Source organism: Pseudomonas sp. 09C 129 (assembly GCF_002843625.1).
Lineage (GTDB): Bacteria > Pseudomonadota > Gammaproteobacteria > Pseudomonadales > Pseudomonadaceae > Aquipseudomonas > Aquipseudomonas chlororaphis.
Map to the genome: position 1 here is coordinate 4,012,827 of NZ_CP025261.1, position 16,465 is coordinate 4,029,291.

Here is a 16,465-nt window from a genome sequence, read left to right on the forward strand (position 1 = left end):
AGTTGCTCTTCGGCCATACCGAAAGCCGACAGATACCCGTCGAACGAACTCGTCCGCTTGCACTTTCCTGCAACCTTTAACAAGAAAAACCTGTCGCCCGACAGTTATTCAATCAAGACTTAAAAGTGTGAAAAACGACACACTTTCATCGAATACGGTTCACTTCAAAAACAGCACTTCAAGCACGTACCTGCAATAAGGCGTCCGCCATTGCGCGAGTAAATCGCTGGATAACTTGCTGGCACTGTTCGTCGTCGATGACCAGCGGCGGCAACAGGCGGATCACATTGCCGCGGCGTCCGCCGCGCTCCAGCAGCAGGCCCTGTTTGAAGCAGTGCTGCTGGATGGCCACGGCCAGGCCCGGGTCCGAGGGGAAATGCCCGTGGCGGTCGGCCGGCTGGCGTTCGTCGACGATCTCGATGCCCAGCATCAGGCCACGCCCGCGCACCTGGCCCAGGGCCGGATAGCTCGGCTGCAAGGCCATCAGTTGCTCCTTGAGCCACTGTCCGCGGCGCTCGGCCAGGGCCGCGATGTTCTGCTCGCGCAGCACCTGCAGGGTCGCCAGGCCCGCGGCCATGGCCATCTGGTTGCCGCGGAAGGTGCCGGCGTGGTTGCCCGGCTCCCAGGCATCGAATTCGCGCTTGATGCCCAGCACCGCCATCGGCAGGCCGCCGCCCACCGCCTTGGACATGACGATCATGTCCGGCTCGATGCCGGCGTGCTCGAAGGCGAACATCTTGCCGGTGCGGGCAAAACCGGCCTGCACCTCGTCGAGGATCAGCACGATGCCGTGCTGGCGGGTCACTTCGCGGATCGCCCGCAGCCAGCTGGCCGGCGCGCAGTTGACCCCGCCCTCGCCCTGCACCGCCTCGAGAATCACCGCCGCCGGCAGCGACACGCCGCTTTCCACGTCTTCGATGAACTGGGTGAAGTAATGGGTCAGCGCCTCGACCCCGGCCTCGCCGCCGATCCCCAGCGGGCAGCGGTATTCGTGGGGGTACGGCATGAACTGCACGCCCGGCATCAGGCCGGCGATGGCGTGCTTGGGCGCGGTATTGCCGGTCAGCGCCAGGGCGCCGTGGGTCATGCCGTGGTAGGCCCCGGAGAAACTGATGACGTTGTGCCGCCCGGTATGGGTCTTGGCCAGCTTCAGCGCCGCTTCCACCGCGTCCGCCCCGGACGGCCCGCAGAATTGCAGGCAGTAGTCGCGGCCCTGGCCCGGCAGCAGGCTGAGCAGGGTTTCGCTGAAAGCGTCCTTGACCACGGTGGTCAGGTCCAGAGTGTGCATGGGCAGGCCCGAGGCCAGGAAACTGTCGAGACTGGCCATGATCGCCGGGTGGTTGTGCCCCAGGGCCAGGGTGCCGGCGCCGGCCAGGCAGTCCAGGTAGGTCTTGCCTTCGACGTCGGTGACCCAGACCCCATGCGCCTTGGCGATGGCCAGTGGCAACTTGCGCGGGTAACTGCGCACATTGGATTCGAACTTGCCTTGCCGGGCCAGATAGTCGGCATTGGTCTTTTGCAGAGGACTAGTGCGCAATATGCCATCATTCAACATCTGTTCACCCTCGTTAAATTCGACATGCAAATTATTATCATTAATAAAAACACGCAACTACTTATTCAAACTTATTTGGAATAGTCACATGGCACTTGCAGATATAAGTCAACTATCGCGCCCACGCCAAAAACCAAGTTGATAAACTTGGTAAGCCGTCATTTATGACGTATGAAACCGCCATGTTATTGCCATCTTTCCGACAACTTCATTAGTTGCCATTAAATGGCCAACACCTCATTCAAGAGGCGAGCAAGTTGATCAACTGATAACGGGCATACTTTCTTCCTCGACCAAAGGAACCGGTCATGACCAACACGGCGGTGCGCCCTTCCCTGTGGCGCCAGTCCGCATCGTTTCTTAGAAACCCACGGTTGCCGAAAGCAACAGGGTCCGTGGCGTCGCCAGGGTCAAGCCCGGCTCGCTGTCGTCCGAGGCCCCGGCCGAACTCCAGTAACGCTTGTCCAGCACGTTCTCGACATTGGCGCGCAAGGTGATGTCCTTGTCGTCGAGCTTGAAGGCGTAGCGCGCGCCCAGGTCGAAACGTTCCCAGGAGTCGATTTCCTTGCTGTTGGCCTGGTCCAGGTACTGCGAGCTGGAATAGATGCCGCGCGCGGTCAGGGTCAGGCCCTGGACCTTCGGCACGTCCCACTCGGCCCCCAGGTTGACGTTGTACTTCGGCGTGGCCGGTGCGCGGTTGCCGTCGAAGGTGCCGTTGGTGGTGTCCTTCAGTTCGCTGTCGATGTACATCACCCCGCCCAGCAGGCGGAAGCCCTTGAGCGGTTCGCCGAACACGCTGAGCTCGACGCCGTCGTTCTGGCGCTTGCCGTTCGGGCCGAAGACCCGGGTGGTGGCGTTGGTCTCGTAGGCCGGCTGCTTGATGCGGAACACCGCGGCGGTCAGGGCGAAGGCCCCGGCGTCATACTTGGCGCCGGCCTCGACCTGGCGGCTGATGAACGGCGGGAAGATTTCGTCTTCGTTGATCGAGGTCGACGGCGCGATCTTGCCCTGGCTCAGGCCTTCCATGTAGTTGACGTACAGCGACAACTGATCGGTGGCCTTGAACAGCAGGCCACCCGAAGGCGAGACCTTTTCCTCGTCGTAGGCGGTGTCGCCTTTGACGCCGTCGCTCCAGTCGTCGACCTTGACCCGTTGCCAGCGCGCGCCGAGGGTCAGCAGCAGGCGGTCATCGAAGAAGCCCAGGGTGTCGGACAGCGCCACACCACTGAAGCGGTTCTCGGTGTAGACCTTGGGGTCGAAACGCGTCGGCCGCGACGGGGTCGGCGTCGGCCGCGGGTTATAGAGGTTGCTGGGAGACGCGGCATAGCGCGCGCCGCCGTTTTCGAAATCCATGTAGAAGTAGCTGGCCGCCAGGTTGACCTCATGGCTCACCGGGCCGGTGTGGAACCAACTGCGCACGCCCGCCGTGGTGGTGCGCACGTTTTCGTCGCGGGTGAAGTCGCGCGGCTGCACGCTGAAGTCGCCGGCGTCGTTGGTGATCGACACGGCATGGCGCAGGAAGTCGTGGTTGCTTTTGCGCGCGCCGACGCCGCCGTACAGCATGATCGAGTCATTGACGTCGTATTCGGCGTTGACCGTGCCGAAGGTGTCCTTGGTGCGTGCCTTGCTCCAGGACTGCGCATAGTTGTGCCGCACGTCATCCGCGTCCGGCACCTTGGCGTTGGCGCCTATCTGCACCCGCTCCTGGGGCGCGTCGGTGTCGCGCTCGGTGTGCCCGATGTCGGTCGACAGGCGCAAGCGTTCGCCACGGAAGTCCAGGCCCAGCACCGCCATCTCGCGGTCGACGCTCTGGTGATCCCATTCGGTGTCGCCGGATTGCTTGACCGCGTTCAGGCGCACGCCGAACTTGTTGTCCTCGCCGAAGCGCCGGCCGATGTCCACCGCGCCGCCCACTTGGCTGTCCGAGGCGTAGCTGCCGGTGAATTCGGTGATGGGTTTGTCGGTGGCCCGCTTGGGCACCACGTTGATCCCGCCGCCGACGCTGCCCCGCGGCGAGATGCCGTTGATCAACTGGGTCGGGCCCTTGAGGATGTCCACCCGGTCGGCCATTTCCATGTCGATGGTGTAGGTCGGCAGCACGCCGTACAGGCCGTTGTAGGCGACATCGCTGTTGAACAGGCTGAAGCCGCGGATGGTGAACTGCTCGTAACGGCCGCCCGCCGGGTTGGTGGCGCGCACCGAGGGGTCGCTGGCGATCAGGTCGCCGAGGGTCCGCGCCTGCTGGTTCTTCACCACCTCGCTGGTGTAGGTGGTCATGCTGAACGGCGTTTCCATGAAGTCCTTCGAGCCCAGCAGGCCCTGGGAACCCCGGCGTGCGACCTGGCCGCCGGCGAAGACGTCGCTGTCGGTCGCGCCGCTGGCGCCGAGAATCGAGGTCGGCGCCAGTTGCAGGCTGCTGCCTTGCGGCGCCGGGGTCAGGATATACGCCTGCTCGCCCACCGGTTGCAGTTGCAGGCCGGAGCCTTGCAGCAAGCGGGCAAAGCCCTCCTCCACCCCGTACTCGCCGGACAGGCCGCCGCTGTTGCGGCCGCTGACCAGCTGTGGGTCCACCGACAGGTTGACCCCGGCGAGGCCGGCGAAACGGGTCAGCGCGGCGCTCAGCGGGCCGGCCGGCACCTGATAGCTGCGCCGCGCGGCGTCGTCGGCCAGGCTGGCCTGGATGAATAACGGGCTGGAACTGAGTGTCAGGATGAGGCCCAACTGCAACAGTCCGGGGGAAACCGGACGCAAACGGTATGGCAATACTACGGGCATGGGAGGAAGCTCTCGTTTTTTGTTCACTTACCTGGAATGACCGGCGAGGCGAAAAAAAGGGACAGGCTTCAGCCAATATTTTTTTGCGGGGTGTTTGTCGGCGGGGTTTCTTTTGCCGAAGTCAGGGTGACCCAATAACGGGTGCGCGAATGCACCTCCAGCGGCAGGCTGGCGGCCAGCAGCGATAGCACGCGGTCGGTGTTGTCGAGACGGAAGCTGCCGGTGACGCGCAGGGCTTCCAGTTCCGGTTCCCAGCGCAGCAGGCCCGGGCGATAACGACCGAGCTCGCGCAGGAAATCCCCCAGGGGCTGGTTCTGCGCCATCAGCACGCCGTCGCGCCAGCCCGGCAACTGCGCGTCGAAGGCATCGATCTGCCCGGCGCCGTCCACCCGCAGCCGCACCCGCTGGCCTTCACGCAACTGCAGTTGCGGGCCGAACAAGGGTTGCAGCTGCACCGAGCCGCTGACCACCGACACCCGGCAATCGTGTTCATTGAGGCGTACGCAGACTTCGCTGCGGCTGACGACGATGCGGCCATAAGGCGCCTGGATGGTCAGCGGCGCGCTGCCGGTGACCTTGAGCGCCATCTCGCCGCGCACCAGGGTCACCTGCCGGGCGCCCAGGTCGACGTTGACCGCGCTGGCGGTGTTCAACTGCAAGGCGCTGCCATCGGCCAGGGATAATTTGCGATGTTCGCCAGTGCCGGTCTGCAGGTCGGCGCGCCATACGTCCAGGGGCAGTTGGCGCCCCAGCAGCCAGGCGGTCGGCACCAGGGCGGCGACGCCGAGGGCGCGCTTGAGTACCGCGCGCCGCGACGGCTCGGGACGATCCAGGGTGGCCAGCGCCAGGGCCGAAGGCAGCGCGGAGAAACGCTGGCGCAGCAGCTGCGCCTTCTGCCAGGCGCTTTCGTGACGGCTGTTGCTGTTGCGCCAGTGCTGCAGGCGCGCGTGATCGTCGGCGTTGGCCGCGCCGGACTCCAGCAGCGCCAGCCATTGGGCCGCGGCGCGGGCCACCTCGCGGGTTTCGCTGGACGGCGCCGAGCGCATCACAGCTCCACCAGCAGGCAGTGTTCGTAGGCCTGGGCCATGTAGCGCTTGACGGTGCGTTCCGAGACGTCGAGGCGTTCGGCGATCTCGCGGTAGCCCAGCCCTTCCAGCTGGCTCCAGAGAAACGCCCGGCGCACCAGGGGCGGCAGGCCGTCGAGCAATTCGTCGAGGGCTTGCAGGGTTTCCAGCAGCACCCAGCGCTGTTCCGGGGACGGCACGCTGTCTTCGGGCAGGCTGGCCAGCGCGTCCAGGTAAGCCTGTTCCAGTTTGCGCCGGGTATAGAAGTTGCTCAGCAGGCGCTTGCCCACGGTCACCAGGTAGGCCCGTGGTTCGCGCAGGTCGACCAGCTGTTGGGAGCTGGTGAGCACGCGCAGGAAGGTGTCCTGGCTCAGGTCCGCCGCATCCCAGGCGTTGCCCATGCGCTGGCGCAACCAACTCTCGAGCCAGCTGCGATGGTCGCGGTACAGGGCATGTAGGCTTTGCTCCGGTGGCGTCGCTGCTTCAATCATGTCAAGAGCCCTGCGCGAAGGATTATTCAAATGAGACTGATTCTAATTAATATTCATAAGGCAAACCAAGTCCTTTCGTGTGATTGGGTTCTGGTTTTCGTCTGCTGGGGAACATCGGCGGGTGCTCTGGAACCATGGTCCCAGGGCTGAAGTGATCCAGGTGAAGCATCCGGTCGGCTGCTGAAACAGCGCCCGGCCCCTTGCGGGCCGGGCACGGGTGCGCGCTTACACGCCCATCAACGGGTCGCTGATGCTGTGCGCACCGGTTTCCAGGCGCCCGGCCAGGCGCCGCAGCCAGCCGCCCTCGCCGCGCAGGGTCAGGTCGTACCAGCCGCCGCTGGCCTGGCAGGCGAACATCTGGTGGACCTCGCTGCGTCCGGGCACGTCGAAACGCCATGGCCCCTGATGGGTGTAGGGGCAACGCTCGATGGTGATCGATACCGGCTCCTTGCCCGGGTTGCTCAGGGTCAGCTGCAGGTTGTTGCCGCGGCTGAACATCGACACCTCGGGCTGGCGCTCCAGCAGGTTTCCGTGGAAGCTGCGGTGGAAGCCGTTAGGCCCCAGCAGCCACAGCTTGTAGCGGCCCGCGGTCTGCCAGCTGTCCTTGAGCTGCTTGCCCGCCTCCACCGTATAGCGACGGGGAATGTCCAGCAGGTGCAGGCGATCGTAGACATGGAACACCGCGCCCTGCTCGCCGCTGTTCTGCAGGCTCAGGGTCAGGCTCAACGCCTTGCGCTTGGCCTTGGCCTCGACATTCAGCCGATACGGCAAGGCTCGCGATGGCCGGGCCACGCGTTGCTGCTGCGGCAGTTGCTGGCGGCTGGGGTCCGGCAGCGGCACCTGGGCCAGTTGTTCCTGGCGCTGGCGCAACAGGTCCGCGGCCTGGCGGGTGGTGGTGTGCAGCGGCGGGAGGATTTCGCTGTTGGGATTGACGAAGTTGAAGGCCGAAGTCAGGTCGCCGCACACGGCACGGCGCCAGGCGCTGATGTTCGGCTCGCGCACGCCGAAGCGCTTCTCGAGAAATTGCAGGACCGAGGTGTGGTCGAACGCCTGGGAGTTGACCCAGCCGCCACGGCTCCAGGGCGACAGCACCAGCATCGGCACCCGTGGGCCGGGGCCGTAGATGCCGCCGTCCGGACGCGGTTGCTGGGTGGTCCCCGGTGGCGCCGGGTGGGTGAACACCTCGCTGTCGAAATCCACCGTGGACTTGCCGGCGAAGCTGCCGTCCAGGCGCCGTGAAGGTGCCGAGGGCGACGGCAGATGGTCGAAGAAACCGTCGTTCTCGTCGTAGTTGACCAGCAGCACGGTCTTGCTCCAGACCTCGGGGTTGTCGGTCAGCGCCTTGAGGATTTCCTGGGTGAACCAGCCGCCCTGTACCGGGCTGGACGGCCCCGGGTGCTCGGAATAGGTGGCCGGGGCGACGATCCAGCTGACCTTGGGCAACTTGCCCTGCTGCACATCGTTGCGAAACCCGGCGATCATGCCTTCCAGGTCGCTGCCGCTACGGGCCGGCAAGGTGTTGCCATTGCCCTTGTACAGCGGCACCCGGGCATTCAGCGCATCGCTGTAGGGCACGAAGGCGGTGAAGCCTTCCGGCGGCTGCGCCGGGTTGCCGGCCGCCACGCTGGCGCGGCGGTACTGGCGGAAACCGGCCAGCGGGTTGTCGCCGAAGTTGTCCGGCAGGTACTGGTAGATCTTCCAGCTGACGCCCCGCTCTTCCAGGCGCTCGGGGTAGGTTTTCCAGGTGTAGCCGACGTCCACCGCGCCCGGGCCGTCCCATTCGTTGACCACCGCCGCCACGTTGGCGCCGGTCGGGCCGTTGGTGCCGGTCCAGTGGAACAGGCGGTTGGGGTTGGTCCCGGCGTGCACCGAACAGTGGTAGGCATCGCACAGGGTGAAGGTGTTGGCCAGGGCGAACTGGAACGGCAGCTCCTGCTCGCGGTAGTAGCCCATCGACGTGTTGGTCTTGAAAGTCGGCCAGGCGCTCATGCGCCCGCTGCCCCAGGCCGCGTGCTCGTCGATCCACGAATGCGGCGTGCCGTTGACCCGCTGCGCGTTGCCCCGCGAGCTGTCCAGGTGATACGGCAACACCACTCGCCCAATGCCCTGCTGCTCCCACACCGAACGCTTGCCGGGCAGCGGGATGGTGAAGCGGTCGCTGAAACCGCGGACCCCGGGCAAGGTGCCGAAGTAATGGTCGAAGGAGCGGTTTTCCTGCATCAGGATCACCACGTGCTCGACGTCGCGGATAGTGCCGGTGCGGTTGTTGGCGGGGATCGCCAGGGCCTGGCGGATGGAGTCTGGCAGTAAGGTAAAGGCCGAGCCGATGGCGGCGGCCTGCATGAGCTTCCTGCGAGTGAGAGTAGGCATACGCGGTTGAATTCCTTGAAGTTACAGGGCGGGAAATAGCGACCCACGCAAAGTAGTGACCTCAAGTAACAAGCAAGTTACACGGCGGTTGCAGGCCGCGGTCAAGGCATTCATTGATCTTGATACAGCCGCATTAACTCTCTAAGCCGATGATTTTTAATTACATTTCTAAATAAAGAATATTTCGTGAACTTCATCCCGAGTTGCTCCTTGTATTCGGAAAAATCTGACGGTCTGCTTTAATCCTATTTGCACAATGCCACTACTTCAGTTTGCAAGGAGCAATCATGGACTCGACCCAGCACTACGAGGGGGAAAGGAAGCGCATCGAGAACCGCCGTACTGCATTGGGTCTCAAATACCTTCCCGCGCCGGCCGGCCAGCCTCCCAGGATCTGGGGGCTGGCGCTGTCCGGGGGTGGCATCCGCAGCGCCACCTTTTGCCTGGGGGTGCTGCAGGCGATGGCCCGGGCCGATGCGCCGGAACAGGCCAACCCACGACCGTCGAAGACACCGCAAGACAACCTCACCACCACCCTGCTGCCGCGTTTCGACTACCTCTGCACGGTCAGCGGCGGCGGTTATATCGGCAGTTTCTTCTCCAGCCTGTTCATCCCCAATCGCCTGCGCCGGGAGCAGGCCCAGGAGCGCGCCGAAGCCTCGCACCTGTCGCCCGCCCAGCAAGCGGCCAGGACCGCGGCGGTCAACGCCTATGAGGTCCTGCACTACGAGCCGCCGGGACGTATCAGTACCCACATCGACTACGCCAACGCCAGCGACAAAGACATCGGCAAGGGCCCCACGGCCTGGCTCCGGGAGAACGGCCGCTACCTGACCCCGACCGGCTCGGGGGACGCGCTCTACGCCCTGGCGATCACCTGGCGCAACTGGCTGTCGCTGCACTTTGTCATCGGCATGCCGATTGTCCTGGTCCTGTCGTTGCTGATGCTGTTGCAAGTGAAGTACCTGCCTAATCTGTTCCTGCTGCCCGGCGCGGTGTTCCTCCTCGGCTTGCTGCCTTGCTGTCTGGCCTACTGGCTGGTGCTGCCGAAAAACAGCCTGAGCAATCCTCCGGCCCTGAGCAACCTGGCGGCCGTGGCTTGCACGGTGATGGTGCTGGTCTTCGTCGGCATCTGGGCGCTGCTGCAACAGCCGGACGACAGGCCGAACGTACGCTACCTGTTCCTCGGGTTCGCCGCCATCGCGCTGCTGGGCATCGTCTACGCCTGGCTGCTGATCTGGCGCCTGAAATACCGCACCCGCAAGGCCAACGACGAAGACGGGATCTTTACCGTGCGCAACTACCGGGTCGAGGTCACCCGGGTGCTGTCGCAGATCATCATGGCTCTCGGGGTGCTGCTGTTCGCCGCGTTCCTGGTGTCGCTCTCCGAAGCGATCTACCTGCACCTGCAGACCCTGACCCAGGGCACCATCGGCATTCTCCCGCTGCTGATCTGGCTGGTGCGCCGCGTGGCGCTGTTGCGGGACGAGAAGAGCCTGCCGGGCTGGCTGCGCCTGCTGCCCCTGGAGGTCATGAGCCTGATCGGCGGCCTGCTGTTGCTGGCGGCAGTCTGCCTGGCATGGATGCTGTTCGTGATATGGGTCACCGCCGATGGCAGCATCCGCCTGCAGGAAGACGGGCATGTGCTGCGGCTGGCCCTGCTGGCCGGGGTGGCGGCGGCCCTGACCTGGGTCAGCAGCCGCTTCGTCGGTTTCCTCAATACCTCGTCGTTGCAGTCCTACTACAGCGCGCGCCTGGTCCGCGCCTACATGGGCGCCACCAACGGCAAGCGCTTCGACGGCACGCCCGAGCAACGGCGCAAGCACATGAGCGTGGCCGAGCCACTGAGCAACGACGACATCAGCGTCGAGCACTACTACGGCACGCCGAACGCCGGCCCGCTGCACCTGATCAACGTGACCATGAACCTCACGGTCGACCCCGCCGAACAACTGGTGCAGCGCGACCGCAAGGGCAAGCCGCTGTGCCTGGCGCCGGGCAGCGTCAAGGGCGAAGGGGCCTTCATCCTCGATGGCAAGCTCTATCAGCGCGACCTGGAGAATATCCCCGCTTCGGAAATCGCCTACCCGCTGACCATCGGCCAGTGGATCGGTGTTTCCGGCGCGGCCTTCACCACCGGCCTGGGGCGCGCCACCAGTCTGGGCATGTCGCTGCTGCTGGGCCTGGCCAACGTGCGCCTGGGCAACTGGTGGCCCAGCCGCTTTATCGACGCTAAACCGGAAAACCCCAGGCAATCCCTGGGCCTGAAGCTGTCGCGCTGGCTACCGACCCAGACCTACCTGTTCTACGAATTGACCGCACACTTCCACGGCCATCGGCGCGCCTATCAGTACCTCTCGGACGGCGGCCACTTCGAGAACACGGCGGCCTATGAACTGCTGCGCCAGGAACGCCAGGTCGAGCTGATCGTGATGTGCGACTGTGGCTGCGATCCCGATTACCGGTTCGACGACCTGAGCAATCTCATCCGCCTGGCGCGCATCGACCACGGCCTGGAGATCAGGGAAGACGCAGCGATCATCGGGGACGAGGTACTGGGCAAAGTGTTCGGGCGCATGGAGGACTTCAAGATCGCGCCATCGCCGGCGGACCCGCATTGCGCGCTGCTGCTCAACGTCTACGCCTGCACCGAGCCGGACACCCTGGTCAGTCGCATCCTGGTGCTCAAGCCCCGGCTGATCCCCTCGGTATCGCCGGACGTGCAGAACTACGCGCTGATCAACACGTCCTTCCCCAACCAGCCCACCGTCGACCAGTTCTTCGACGAGGCGCAGTTCGAAAGCTACCGCCAGCTCGGCTTGAGCATCGGCCAGCAGGTCTTCGGCAAAGGGGTCAACGGCGATGCCATCGCCCGGGCGCTGTGGCGCTACCTGCGCGAACACCCTACGGGCGTCGCGCACCAGGGCGATGAGCCAAGCCCGCCTCGGCCGAGCCGCAATGGCCAGCGCCGCCCTCCGGCAGACAAGAGTCCCCCGCATGAGGCTGGAAATGGCGATAGTCCCGCGGGCCCGCGCTGGGGAAAACCTCACCGCTGGCCGCGGCGCAGGGTCTCGCTCGGCAGTTCCTTGAACAGCGCGCGGTAGCTGCTGGAAAACCGCCCGAGGTGCCAGAACGACCAGCGCATGGCCACCTCGGCCACGGTGGTTTCGTCCGGACCGCGGCGCAGCAGTTCGCGGTGCGCACTGTTCAGCCGGCGCAGGCGCAGCCACTGGGTCGGCGCCATGCCGGCGAAGGCCTTGAACGCGCCTTGCAACTGGCGCAGGGAAACCCCGGCCACCTGCGCCAACTCCAGCAGGTTGAGGCTGTCTTCCGGGCCGTCCGCCGCCCACTGCGCCACCCGCTGCATGATCGCCCGCTCCTCGGCGCGCCGGCGCAGGCCGCCACCGTCCAGGCGCACGCAGGCGTTGTCGAGGATAAACAGGCAGTCCTCGAGCAACTGCTGGGTCAGGGCTTCGCGGCTGGGTGGGTCGAGGGTCTGCGACAGTCGGGTCAGGGTCGTGCTGAGCCAGCGGCTGAACAAGGCGTTCTGCCCGCAGTTGAGCGGCGCCAGGAACAGGCCGTCGAGGCGCTGCGCGTCGAGGCCATGGCCGCGGACGAATTCCGGGCCGAACACCACGGCGATTTCCTGGTAGTTCTCCGGGGTGATCCAGATGTTGCGGCTCTCGCCGTTGAGCAGGTACAGGGCGTTGTCGCTGCGATCGAAACAGAACGCCAGGGAGTCCTCGGGCGCGCTGAAATTCTGCTCGACCCGGGTGTTCATGCACTCCTCGTAGATCTGCACCCCTTGCAGGTCCAGATAACGCACCTGCCCGGCGAAATGCCCTGGCGACATCTGCTGGTAATGCTGCACCCAACCCGGGGTGGCACGGATCTGATCGGCCACATCGAAGGTGTTGAAGGCCTGGACCTGGAGAGCTGTCGACGCTGTCATGAAGGGACCTTGCGCACTCTTTTGGTGCGCTTTGGTGCTGCTTAAAGTGGATAGATGGAACCGCGAGGCTTGCCCAAGATAGTCGTCAACGCGCCACAGGGGAAGCCTTGATAGGCGACTCCAAGTGCTGGCGCGTCACCGACAATCATTGACGAGGTCCTTATGAATGCCCCTTTCGATCAGCTGTCTACCTGGCTGAAAGAACACAAGATTACCGAAGTGGAGTGTGTGGTCAGCGACCTGACCGGCATCGCCCGCGGCAAGATAGCGCCCACCAACAAGTTCCTGCATGAGCGAGGCATGCGCCTGCCGGAAAGTGTGCTGTTGCAAACGGTAACCGGGGACTTCGTCGACGACGACATCTACTACGACCTGCTGGACCCGGCGGACATCGACATGGTCTGCCGCCCCGACGCCGCAGGGGTTTACCTGGTGCCCTGGGCCATCGAGCCGACCGCCATCGTCATCCACGACACCTTCGACAAGTTCGGCAACCCCATCGAGCTGTCGCCGCGCAACGTGCTGAAGAAAGTCCTGCAGCTGTACGCCGACAAGGGCTGGCAGCCGATCGTCGCGCCGGAGATGGAGTTCTACCTGACCCAGCGCTGCGAAGACCCGGACCTGCCGCTGAAGGCGCCGCTGGGCCGCTCCGGCCGGGCCGAAAGCGGACGCCAGTCGTTCTCCATCGACGCCGCCAACGAATTCGACCCGCTGTTCGAGGACGTCTACGACTGGTGCGAAGCCCAGGGCCTGGACCTCGACACGCTGATCCACGAAGACGGCCCGGCGCAGATGGAAATCAACTTCCGCCACGGCGACGCCCTCGACCTGGCCGACCAGATCACCGTGTTCAAGCGCACCCTGCGCGAGGCCGCGCTCAAGCACAACGTCACCGCCACCTTCATGGCCAAGCCGGTGGCCGACGAACCCGGCAGCGCCATGCACCTGCACCAGAGCGTGGTCGACAGCGCCACCGGCAAGCCGATCTTCGCCGACGCCGAGGGCCGCATGAGCGAGCTGTTCCGCCACCATATCGGCGGGTTGCAGAAGTACATCCCCCAGGTGCTGCCGATGTTCGCGCCCAACGTCAATTCGTTCCGCCGCTTCCTGCCGGACACCTCGGCGCCGGTCAACGTCGAATGGGGCGAAGAGAACCGCACCGTCGGCCTGCGCGTGCCGACCTCCGGCCCGGAAGCCATGCGCGTGGAAAACCGCCTGCCCGGCGCCGACGCCAACCCTTACCTGGCCATCGCCGCCAGCCTGCTGTGCGGCTACCTGGGCATGGTCGAGGGCATCGAGCCGAGCGCCGCGGTGGAAGGCCGGGCCTATGAGCGGCGCAACCTGCGCCTGCCGATCACCATCGAAGACGCCCTGACCCGCATGGAAGAGTGCCCGACCATCGAGCGCTACCTGGGCAGCAAGTTCGTGCGCGGCTACGTCGCGGTGAAACGCGCCGAGCACGAGAACTTCAAGCGCGTGATCAGCTCCTGGGAGCGCGAGTTCCTGTTGCTCAGCGTCTGAGGCCTGCGCGATTCGGGCGCTGCCGCGCACACCGTTGTAGCCGCTGCCGAGCCTGCGAGGCTGCGATCGATGGCGCAGCCATCGCCAGACCGTCGCACGCGGTGTACCTGATGCAACGCGGTGGCCGGGTTTACGACGGCTGCGCCGCCGATCGCAGCCTCGCGTTGCTCGGCAGCGGCTACAGGGCTACAGGGCTTCATGAATTTGGCAAACCAATAACAACCGCAAAAAGGGGTATCGCTATGCGTCTATGGAAATCAGTGGTTCCGCTGGCCCTGACGGTGCTGTTCGGCGCCACGGCCCAGGCCGAATCGACAGTCAGCGTGTACAACTGGACCGACTATATCGGCGAGACCACCCTCGCCGACTTCCAGGCCAAGACCGGGACCCGGGTCATCTACGACGTCTTCGACTCCAACGAAACCCTGGAGGGCAAGCTGCTGGCCGGGCGCACCGGCTATGACCTGGTGGTGCCGTCCAACCACTTCCTGGCGCGGCAGGTCAAGGCCGGGGCCTTTCTCAAGCTGGACCGCGCGCAGCTGCCGAACTGGCGGAACCTCGACCCGAAACTGCTGGCCCTGCTGGAGCAGAACGACCCCGGCAACCAGTACTCGGTGCCTTACCTGTGGGGCACCAACGGCATCGGCTACAACGTCGACAAGGTCAAGCAGGTGCTGGGCATCGACAGCATCGATTCCTGGGCGGTGTTCTTCGAACCGGAGAATCTGAAAAAGCTCAGCCAGTGCGGGGTGTCGATGATGGACTCGCCGGACGAGGTGTTCCCGGCGGTGCTCAACTATATGGGCCTGGACCCGCGCAGCGAAAACCCCGCGGACTACAAGAAAGCCGAAGCCAAGCTGCTGGCGATCCGTCCCTACATCACCTACTTCCACTCCTCCAAGTACGTCTCGGACCTGGCCAACGGCAACATCTGCCTGGCCTTCGGTTATTCCGGCGACGTGTTCCAGGCCGCCAACCGCGCCAAGGAAGCCAAGAACGGGGTGAAGATCGCCTATTCGATTCCCAAGGAAGGCAGCAACCTGTGGTTCGACCTGCTGGCGATCCCGGCGGACGCCAGCAATCCCAAGGAAGCCCATGCCTTCATCAACAACCTGCTGGACCCGCAAGTGATCGCCAAGGTCAGCGCCTATGTCGGCTACGCCAACCCCAACCCGGCGTCGCAGCAATACATGGACCCCGAGCTGGTGAACAACCCCGAGGTCTACCCACCCCAGGCGGTGCTCGACAAGCTGTACATCTCCAGCACCCAGAGCCCGCAGACCATGCGCCTGATGACCCGCGCCTGGAGCAAAGTGAAGTCCAACAAATGAACCAGCACAGCCATGCACAACACACCCGCTCCTACTACGCCGCCTCGGCCAACGCGCTGCCGGACTACCCGCCGCTGAATGCCGACCTCAGCGCCGATGTCTGCGTGATCGGCGGCGGCTTCACCGGGGTCAACACCGCCATCGAACTGGCGCAGCGCGGCCTCTCGGTGATCCTCCTGGAAGCCCGGCGCATCGGCTGGGGCGCCAGCGGGCGCAACGGCGGGCAACTGATCCGCGGCATCGGCCACGACGTCAGCGGCTTCGCCCGCTACGTCGGCGCCGAGGGCGTGCGTTACCTGGAGCAGGCCGGCATCGACTCGGTGGCGCTGGTCGGCCAGCGCGTGCGCGAGCACGGCATCGACTGCGACCTGCGCTGGGGCTTCTGCGAGCTGGCCAACACCCCGGCCCAGTTCGCCGCGTTCCAGGCCGAGCAGGAACACCTCGCGGCCCTGGGCTACGTGCATGAAACCCGCCTGGTCGCCCCGCAGGACATGGCCCGGGTGGTGGCGTCCTCGGTCTATGCCGGGGGCCTGGTGGACATGGGTTCCGGGCACCTGCACCCGCTCAACCTGGTGCTCGGCGAAGCCGCCCTGGCCCGGACGCTGGGGGTGCGGATCTTCGAGCAGAGCCCGGTGCTGGAGCTGATCCACGGCGACAGCGTGCGGGTGCGTTGCGCCAGCGGCACGGTGCGCGCCGCAAGCCTGGTGCTGGCCTGCAACGCCCACCTGGATGACCTGGAGCCGCGCCTCGCCGGCAAGGTACTGCCGGCGGGCAGCTACATCATCGCCACCGAGCCCCTGGCGCCGGCCCTGGCCGCCGAACTGATCCCGCAGAACCTGGCGCTGTGCGACCAGAAGGTCGGCCTCGACTACTACCGGCTCTCGGCGGACCGGCGCCTGCTGTTCGGCGGCGCCTGCCACTACTCCGGGCGCGACCCGGCGGACATCGGCGCCTATATGCGGCCGAAGCTGCTCAAGGTGTTCCCGCAACTGGCGAATGTGCGCATCGACTACCAATGGGGCGGCAAGATCGGCATCACCGCCAACCGCTTTCCCCAGGTCGGGCGCCTGCGCCAGTACCCCAATGTGTATTACGCCCAGGGTTACTCCGGGCATGGGCTCAACGTCAGCCACTGGACCGCGCGCCTGCTGGCCGAGGCCATCCACGCCGGGCACAGCCAGGGCCTGGACATCTTCAGCGCAGTGCCGCACATGACCTTCCCTGGCGGCCCCGCCCTGCGCGCGCCGCTGCTGGCGCTGGGCATGCTGTGGCATCGGTTGCGCGAGGTGCTGGGATAACGATTACCTGGGTGGTAGGCGCCAGGCTTGCCGACGGTGGCGATTGCAAAGGTGCCGCCGTCATCGCCGGCAGCTCGCTGCGAGCCTTGCCATTCAGGCTGGCCTGCA

10 protein-coding genes are annotated in these 16,465 nt (G+C 65.2%); 4 read left to right on the forward strand and 6 right to left on the reverse strand.

The annotated features are described in order from the left end of the window. Positions 1-178: 178 nt before the first annotated feature. The 5 genes from CXQ81_RS18110 to CXQ81_RS18130 form a co-directional block, all read right to left on the reverse strand. Positions 179-1,555, reverse strand: a complete 1,377-nt coding sequence (locus CXQ81_RS18110; protein WP_101339436.1) for a diaminobutyrate--2-oxoglutarate transaminase — start codon at positions 1,553-1,555, stop codon at positions 179-181. A 360-nt stretch (positions 1,556-1,915) separates the two neighbouring features. After that, entirely contained in the window at positions 1,916-4,330 is a 2,415-nt protein-coding gene (locus CXQ81_RS18115; RefSeq protein ID WP_101338066.1) for a TonB-dependent receptor, read from the reverse strand. 68 nt (positions 4,331-4,398) lie between these two features. Beyond that, entirely contained in the window at positions 4,399-5,376 is a 978-nt protein-coding gene (locus tag CXQ81_RS18120) for a FecR domain-containing protein (RefSeq protein WP_101338067.1), read from the reverse strand. Next, positions 5,376-5,885 (reverse strand): sigma-70 family RNA polymerase sigma factor, encoded by a 510-nt coding sequence (locus CXQ81_RS18125; RefSeq protein WP_007925423.1) that lies wholly within the window; start codon positions 5,883-5,885, stop codon positions 5,376-5,378. The genes CXQ81_RS18120 and CXQ81_RS18125 overlap by 1 nt, the downstream gene beginning before the upstream one ends. A 225-nt stretch (positions 5,886-6,110) precedes the next feature. After that, complete coding sequence (locus tag CXQ81_RS18130; protein WP_009043997.1) at positions 6,111-8,255, reverse strand: phosphocholine-specific phospholipase C; 2,145 nt, start codon at positions 8,253-8,255, stop codon at positions 6,111-6,113. A gap of 287 nt (positions 8,256-8,542) precedes the next feature. On the opposite strand from CXQ81_RS18130, the gene CXQ81_RS18135 reads away from it, so the two are divergent. Further along, positions 8,543-11,359: a hypothetical protein gene (locus tag CXQ81_RS18135; protein WP_256593379.1), complete on the forward strand. Its 2,817-nt coding sequence runs from the start codon at positions 8,543-8,545 to the stop codon at positions 11,357-11,359. On the opposite strand, the gene CXQ81_RS18140 is transcribed toward CXQ81_RS18135, so the two are convergent. Next, the gene (locus CXQ81_RS18140) at positions 11,302-12,207 is read right to left on the reverse strand and encodes a helix-turn-helix domain-containing protein (protein WP_009043999.1); all 906 of its coding nucleotides are present in this window, start codon (positions 12,205-12,207) and stop codon (positions 11,302-11,304) included. The genes CXQ81_RS18135 and CXQ81_RS18140 overlap by 58 nt on opposite strands. 162 nt (positions 12,208-12,369) lie before the next feature. Here CXQ81_RS18140 and CXQ81_RS18145 point away from each other — a divergent pair, with 162 nt between their 5' ends. From CXQ81_RS18145 to CXQ81_RS18155, 3 genes are all read left to right on the forward strand, one after another. Beyond that, on the forward strand, positions 12,370-13,728 hold the full coding sequence (locus CXQ81_RS18145; RefSeq protein WP_092419825.1) for a glutamine synthetase family protein: 1,359 nt from the start codon (positions 12,370-12,372) through the stop codon (positions 13,726-13,728). 242 nt (positions 13,729-13,970) lie between these two features. Then, positions 13,971-15,059 carry a polyamine ABC transporter substrate-binding protein gene (locus CXQ81_RS18150; protein ID WP_053261309.1) on the forward strand — a complete coding sequence of 363 codons (1,089 nt, stop codon included), beginning with the start codon at positions 13,971-13,973 and terminating at the stop codon, positions 15,057-15,059. Continuing rightward, positions 15,056-16,357 carry an FAD-binding oxidoreductase gene (locus tag CXQ81_RS18155; RefSeq protein ID WP_101338068.1) on the forward strand — a complete coding sequence of 434 codons (1,302 nt, stop codon included), beginning with the start codon at positions 15,056-15,058 and terminating at the stop codon, positions 16,355-16,357. The genes CXQ81_RS18150 and CXQ81_RS18155 overlap by 4 nt, the downstream gene beginning before the upstream one ends. Positions 16,358-16,465 lie beyond the last annotated feature (108 nt).

What these genes read in the sequence shown, in the direction of transcription:
- CXQ81_RS18140 (WP_009043999.1), bottom strand. Translation starts at nt 12,207, where the DNA reads ATGACAGCGTCGACAGCTCTCCAGGTCCAGGCCTTCAACACCTTCGAT.
- CXQ81_RS18110 (WP_101339436.1), bottom strand. Translation starts at nt 1,555, where the DNA reads ATGTTGAATGATGGCATATTGCGCACTAGTCCTCTGCAAAAGACCAAT.
- CXQ81_RS18120 (WP_101338067.1), bottom strand. Translation starts at nt 5,376, where the DNA reads ATGCGCTCGGCGCCGTCCAGCGAAACCCGCGAGGTGGCCCGCGCCGCG.
- CXQ81_RS18145 (WP_092419825.1), top strand. Translation starts at nt 12,370, where the DNA reads ATGAATGCCCCTTTCGATCAGCTGTCTACCTGGCTGAAAGAACACAAG.
- CXQ81_RS18150 (WP_053261309.1), top strand. Translation starts at nt 13,971, where the DNA reads ATGCGTCTATGGAAATCAGTGGTTCCGCTGGCCCTGACGGTGCTGTTC.
- CXQ81_RS18155 (WP_101338068.1), top strand. Translation starts at nt 15,056, where the DNA reads ATGAACCAGCACAGCCATGCACAACACACCCGCTCCTACTACGCCGCC.
- CXQ81_RS18130 (WP_009043997.1), bottom strand. Translation starts at nt 8,255, where the DNA reads ATGCCTACTCTCACTCGCAGGAAGCTCATGCAGGCCGCCGCCATCGGC.
- CXQ81_RS18135 (WP_256593379.1), top strand. Translation starts at nt 8,543, where the DNA reads ATGGACTCGACCCAGCACTACGAGGGGGAAAGGAAGCGCATCGAGAAC.
- CXQ81_RS18115 (WP_101338066.1), bottom strand. Translation starts at nt 4,330, where the DNA reads ATGCCCGTAGTATTGCCATACCGTTTGCGTCCGGTTTCCCCCGGACTG.
- CXQ81_RS18125 (WP_007925423.1), bottom strand. Translation starts at nt 5,885, where the DNA reads ATGATTGAAGCAGCGACGCCACCGGAGCAAAGCCTACATGCCCTGTAC.